Here is a 6,184-nt window from a genome sequence, read left to right on the forward strand (position 1 = left end):
TACGAAGATGGGGCATGAGATGGTAGCAGCAAATTCGATAACCGCGATCGCCCCGCCGCCGACATCTACCTGCAACTCGTCAACAAACACCACTCCCCCAAATTCACAGAAGGCAAAAATGGCGCAACCACAGGCGGATTGCCCCTACCGACCTCAAAATCTACTGGCAATTCCTCGACGGGGAGAAATACCCCATCCTCATTTTCTACGAAGACGCGATCGCCGCTACCCAAGGTTTTAGCCAAACTTTTCTGGATGCCCTCACACGCTTTGACGCTACAATCTGCCTCATCACCGACTCATCCCCTCCCATTATTCCCACTTTCTCAACTCAACACCCCCACCCGATCCAATCTATACTTACCTGGCTGCAACGCACCCTATTACAAAACTAGCCGATAAAAGTTAGCCTTCAGATTTTATATTACTCCCAGTAATTTTCCCAATCATCCTTAAAAGCTTGCTGCAATCTCTGCATATACGCATCAGTCTTAATCTTCACCATCCACAGATTATTAGCATTGTGGCTTCCCTTGCACACAACACCTTCATCCACACCGTATTTCCCCTTGCGAAGATCATCCATAAACTTGCCCGTCAGTTTGCCGCGATAAATCACTCGCGCAATATTTAATTTACCAAAATCCTGAATAAACCGATCGGGAACAACCATACCGCCCTCAGTTTCCACATCAAAAAGAACCAGTTGTTTGCGATCGTCCTTTTTGTGCTTTCCCGCAAACGAGTTAGCACCAAAAAACTCTGTAAACACAGTAATTTCCGGGCAGTGATACTGTTCGTTCTCTCGAAATATAGACTCTAAGGGACTAGCAAAGTCTCTTTTAAATATTTCCGGTGCTTCTTCTAAACCTGGATGTGCAGCATTAAATTCTGCAATTCCCATCTCATCCAAATCAAATCTACTGCGGCGCGTACCAAAAGCATACCAACCAAGTTCAATTTCCCAAACCCAATGCAAATTAGTGCCATCGTACTTCTCAAAAGCTACACATTGTTCGTTAGGGCAATTTTTACTATCTGGAATTTTGGGATAGGCAAGAAGCATGATATCGATTCCGGTTGCACCGGAATGCTTGTTGACTGTTGACTGTTGACTGTTGACTCGGGGTCCAAAAACCGAACTCCTGGAGTATTGCTATCTATATATTTGAAGGGGTAAAAAGTTAAGCTGAAAAACTTAACTTTTTACTGATTGATATTCAAGTAGCCTCAACGAACACACCGCTGCGAGCAAACTCCTCTTCTTCAGGAGTGAATACAGGAGGTTCATCCACAAGGTCAGGGTCAAAGTAGTATGTCTCTTGTAGGAATTGTCCCGTGACGATCGCCTCGTCCAACTCCTGGATGTAATCTTGGGCAACTAAGCATACCTCCTTGATGCCTTCCTCATCCCTCTTATCCAACAGCTTATGCAATATTGCTCTCACCCCTGTCAGTCGTGCTGCGGGCTTCAGGATACCGTAGAGGCGGTACATCCGATCGGTGGCAATGCTGATTTGTTTGAGGGCTTTGGCTCGTGCTAGCTCAGACTCAATGCTGGGCCAATAACGGGTGGTGTACAATGCTTCCTCATCCTTTTGATACCACTCTTCCGATCGCGCAATTGATGAGGATACAGTGTTGTGCAACTTCCAGAAGAATAAGCGCAGAGAAGGGCCATCTACTACGGTGGACAGCTTTGCCTCCATTGATACCTCAAAGCTATTGAGACGCGGGTCGCGCCCCAGCACGAGGTACTCCACAGGGTAAATTTCCACCTCCTTATTCTGCACAACGTAGGCGTTGAGGTGGTGGCGGCAGTAGGGGCAGGGATACATACTGGCAAACAGGTTGAAGAAGTGCTTGAAGATGGTCACCAGAGTTTTTTGCTGTTCTGGGGTCTTGGTAGAGACTATCTCAGCCGTAGTGTGCAAGAAACGCCACACCGCAGGGCCAATATAGTAAGGGAAGCTGACCCGCATTTGTGAATTCTTTACTTCAGTGCGATCGATATACACATCGATGAACGCCACATATTGCGAGAGTTCGCCAGACTCCCGCCCAGACTCTAAGCGTTCGCGCCGTTTCTGTATCCCATTGAGGTAGTGGTGCGTCAAGCGCCATGCCTGTTGAAGCATCAGCTTCTGTTTTGGAGCGCATTTGGGAAAGCCTTCTGCAACATCCGCCCCATAACGCCCAAATTCCCCTGACGTTTTAGTCGCTTCGTACCACTCGTTTAAAGCTGCTTCGTCAGGCACCGTGTTGAAGGGAATGTCTGCTGCGGTAATGACGCTGAAGGCAGCCAGCAACTTCGGCATAAAGTCTTCATACCAATATGCTACTGGCATCATCGCACCATCTATTTCCTCTGATGCCTCCGAGAGGATGACGCGGTTCCACTTCTTCAGGTACTCTTTGGGATCTCCCTCGGATTTGGCTGGTGGCGCTGCCATGCTCTCACTCAGCTCGATGTTTCGCAGTCGGTTGAGTTCGTTGATGGCAAGCACACCCTCGGCAATGTCACGCAAGTTGAGACTATCCTTTTTGATGGTCATTGCCAACTCGACTGCGGCCCCAAACTTCTCCTTGGCGGTGGCCGACTTATCCCGCGCCTGCAACATGGCTTGTTCTTGGGCCAACATTTCAGGAGTTTTTTCTATGGTTTTCCAGTTCTTGATGCGATTCTCTAGTCGGGCATATTCATCTTCGAGCGATTTAACTACAGCATCCAGTAGAGGGTTGCACGCCGACTCTACTACACCCAATCCTTTATAAAGGGCGATCGTACTCCTGACAAATCGCACAAAATCAGCAATTTTGTATGGCAAGTCTCTCACGCACAGGTGAGTCTCGTGGTTGGCGCAGAAACTCTCGCGGAAGCTGCGGTAGGCTGCTCCCTGGATCAGACGAAACAAACCAATCTGCATCTCCAAGCGGGACGTACCGCGCTTCTTCTCAGCTTGTGGGTGTTGGGCGAGTAGTTCTTTTAGCCGCGCTATTTCTCGATTGCAACCGGTGGGTGGTTCTTGTAGATCTTCTAGATTAGGTTCAATAGTGGGAGAAGCTGTCTCGTTGACAGGAGTGGCTATACTTTCGAGCGCAGCGGCTGTACTATCTGAAATCTCGGTTGTTTGTGTACTGACAACCGGAATCGGCGAGTCTCGATCTCCTGTTGCGATCTCTGGCCCATCGGGTATTAGCATGCAGAATTCCTCAAAGTCAATTAAGGCATTGCCGTCATGGTCTGCCTCTTCGATGATCTCATCGAGCTCTGGTTCTGTCAGCCCAAACGGGCTCATCACATCCTGCATCTCGTTTTTAGTGATTTGACCGCTACCGTTTTCATCAAATACACTAAATGACATTTTGAGACGACTCTGGCGATCGCCTTGCTGGGACATCATCAGGATTTTGAATTCCTCAAAATCGATACTGCCAGACTTGTCTACGTCCACTTCTTCGATCATGTCGCGCAGCTCGGTTTCATTAGGACTCTGGCCTAGCGATCGCATCACTTGACCGAGTTCTTCTGATGAAATAGCACCGCTCCCGTCCGCGTCCAATACTTTGAACACTTCCCATAACTTTGCCACCTCTTCTTCAGTCATGGTTTTTTTTTCAAACTCCACAGAGGTCATACTAAATTCTCCCTAATTTTTTTTATTTTATGTCTATTAATTATGGCCAATATAACTAGGTAAGCACCAAAAAACAATAATATTTTCTAAGCTTTTGTAGGGGCTTGTTTAGCCTAGGATCTATACTAAGAGAGATGTTATTTGTGCAACACCAGGTCTACCATGTATTTTTTACTTTAATCCACTTACTTTAATTGCGGATGAATTACGCAACTGTTACAAATGATACTATAACTCAGCATAGTTGCCAGCGTTATCGCAATGATTGGGCGTTTTTGTTGGTAAACTAAATAGTTAGAAAGCCATCAGGATTTAAGTGGAGCAAGAGTTGTGGCTCTTGACATTTGACAGCTTAAAGTAAGTTGATAAACAGAAAATTGCCCTAATATCTCGAAGATAGATAGGGTAGCCACTTGGCTCAACTTTGTAATTCTGATGAAGCGCGGATTTGAGCGGATTTGAGCTGAAGCGGTTATAGTACGATCGCATAGACTCAAGGGCGAGATCCTTTTGCATCAGGATTGAAGTTAAAAGTAGACGTAATATTCGGTCATAGTTGAGTGAATTTAAATCATCTATGATAGCAATCCTATTTCATTTGTGAACAATTTTTCTGCCCAGTACGCGATCGAGTCGAGGAGGGGGTTTTAACGATTTCCCCCCTTCCCCTTCTAGTTAAAAATCTCTCAGTTGAGCAGTTTGAACCGGAACTTCTTTAATCTGGGCACCGCGGCGCACCTTCAGTTGCAGAATTTGACCGATTTTGCTGTTTTCCACCAAATTTTGCAACTGTTCGGGTTCAGTGACTGCCTCACCGTCAATTTGAACGATGACATCCCCCTTGCGAACCCCTGCTGCCTCAGCAGGCGTATTTGGCACAACTCGCATCACTAACACCCCTTTGACTTCGGGCACAATTAAAGGAGCATTGGGGTCAGAATTATTCTCTCTGGCCATTTCAGGAGTCAAAGCAATCATCTGAATCCCCAAAAACGGATGGCTGACTTGTTCTCCCTTGGCTAACTGCGCGTAGATTGCCTTGGCTTTGTCGATCGGAATCGCAAACCCAATACCCATTGCGTCGGCTCGAATCGCCGTGTTGATGCCAATCACTTCTCCTCTGCTGTTTAACAGCGGGCCGCCGGAATTGCCGGGATTGATGGCGGCGTCGGTTTGAATGAAATCGAGCCGCTTGTCGGGAATGCCGACGGCTGCACTGGAGCGTTTGAGGGTGCTGATAATGCCCAAGGTGACGGTGTTGTCAAATCCCAGGGGGTTGCCCACGGCGATCGCCCAATCTCCCACTTTCACCGCGTTGGAATCTCCCAAGGTGGCCGTCGGCAGGTTTAATTGCTTGGTATTAATTTTGACAACAGCCAAATCTGTTACTTCGTCAGTACCTTGCACTTCTCCTGGAAATGTCCTGCCGTCGTTTAAGGTGACAGTCACTCGATCGGCTTTGTCAACTACGTGAGCGTTGGTTAAAACAATCCCGCTTTTGTCAATGATGAAGCCGGAACCTTGACCGCGCAACCGTTCTTGTCTGGGGGTCATGCTGCGTAAATCTTCTCCCAAAAATCTGCGGAAGAAGGGGTCTTCCATTAAAGGGTCGATATTGCGGCTGACAGTGCGCTCGGTATCAATGCGGACAACTGCCGGCCCGACTCGATCGACTGCAGCCGTCACAAAACTGGCCGTATCCGCCGGGAGTTCCCCGCCCCGCAGCGCTAACAGTTGCGGATTCGGGGGGGTGGCGGGGGAACTCTGGAACTGTAAGTTGGGCGGATTTGTGCCATCAGCGGCGGCAGCGGGTGCAGCATTGATACCGAACGCACTCAGGGCGATCGTCATTCCTAAAATTAGGGCGAACCAACGAGCACCGATTCGAGGTGTGGGGCGAAAAAACTTAAATAGTCGCATAGCGTCAATCTTTGTTAGTCTGGGTTAGTCTGGTAAACGTGTGCGATCGTGCGGACTCAATAATCTGCCACTATGAAGATCCTAAATATATTTTGACAGTTACAATACATGAGTCAGGAACCCGCACCAACTCAACATATTCAGAATTCTAACTTTTAAAAATTCCCTCGTAACCCCAATGATTCTATCTGATACTTCTACTGACAAATCCTTGCCCTCAAATTCCCACCACCATCACGACGATAAATCAGTCCACCCTCACCATCACGATGAAGAATCGATGCGGCGGCTGGTAAATCGCTTGTCTCGGATTGAAGGGCACGTCCGCGGCATTAAAACAATGGTCCAAGAAAACCGTCCCTGTCCCGAAGTTCTCGTGCAAGTTGCAGCAGTTCGAGGCGCGCTCGATCGCGTGGCGAGAATCATTCTTGATGAACATTTAACTGAGTGCATTGCCAGAGCCGCTAAAGAAGGCAATATCGATACGGAAATCGAAGAGTTGAAAGCAGCTTTGGATCGGTTTTTGCCTTAGCCGCTGCCAATTTTTACGGCTCTCCTGAACTTATGGTTATAAGTTTATCTAATCAGACCAGCAAGCTAATACGCGATTCCTAAAATTATTAAAA

The 6,184-nt window shown here is 47.6% G+C and carries 6 protein-coding genes; 2 read left to right on the plus strand and 4 right to left on the minus strand.

From position 1 onward, the window contains the following. Positions 1-65: 65 nt before the first annotated feature. Entirely contained in the window at positions 66-245 is a 180-nt protein-coding gene (locus QUB33_RS16795) for a hypothetical protein (RefSeq protein WP_333351700.1), read from the minus strand. Between QUB33_RS16795 and QUB33_RS29690 the strand changes: the two genes are divergently transcribed. Then, the gene (locus QUB33_RS29690) at positions 201-395 is read left to right on the plus strand and encodes an NACHT C-terminal alpha/beta 1 domain-containing protein (protein ID WP_445299531.1); all 195 of its coding nucleotides are present in this window, start codon (positions 201-203) and stop codon (positions 393-395) included. The genes QUB33_RS16795 and QUB33_RS29690 overlap by 45 nt on opposite strands. 29 nt (positions 396-424) lie before the next feature. Here QUB33_RS29690 and QUB33_RS16800 read toward each other — a convergent pair whose 3' ends face one another. The 3 genes from QUB33_RS16800 to QUB33_RS16810 form a co-directional block, all read right to left on the minus strand. Further along, positions 425-1,066, minus strand: coding sequence for an RNA ligase family protein (locus QUB33_RS16800; RefSeq protein ID WP_333351701.1), 642 nt, complete (start codon positions 1,064-1,066; stop codon positions 425-427). Positions 1,067-1,220: 154 nt separating this feature from the next. After that, a complete protein-coding gene (locus QUB33_RS16805) occupies positions 1,221-3,608 on the minus strand; it encodes an EF-hand domain-containing protein (RefSeq protein ID WP_333351702.1) in 2,388 nt (795 codons plus the stop codon). Between the two features lie 705 nt (positions 3,609-4,313). Then, positions 4,314-5,558 (minus strand): HhoA/HhoB/HtrA family serine endopeptidase, encoded by a 1,245-nt coding sequence (locus QUB33_RS16810; RefSeq protein WP_333351703.1) that lies wholly within the window; start codon positions 5,556-5,558, stop codon positions 4,314-4,316. A 178-nt stretch (positions 5,559-5,736) separates the two neighbouring features. Here QUB33_RS16810 and QUB33_RS16815 point away from each other — a divergent pair, with 178 nt between their 5' ends. Beyond that, the gene (locus QUB33_RS16815) at positions 5,737-6,090 is read left to right on the plus strand and encodes a metal-sensing transcriptional repressor (RefSeq protein WP_006632109.1); all 354 of its coding nucleotides are present in this window, start codon (positions 5,737-5,739) and stop codon (positions 6,088-6,090) included. Positions 6,091-6,184 lie beyond the last annotated feature (94 nt).

The organism is Microcoleus sp. B3-A4, from assembly GCF_036705385.1.
Taxonomy (GTDB): domain Bacteria; phylum Cyanobacteriota; class Cyanobacteriia; order Cyanobacteriales; family Microcoleaceae; genus Microcoleus.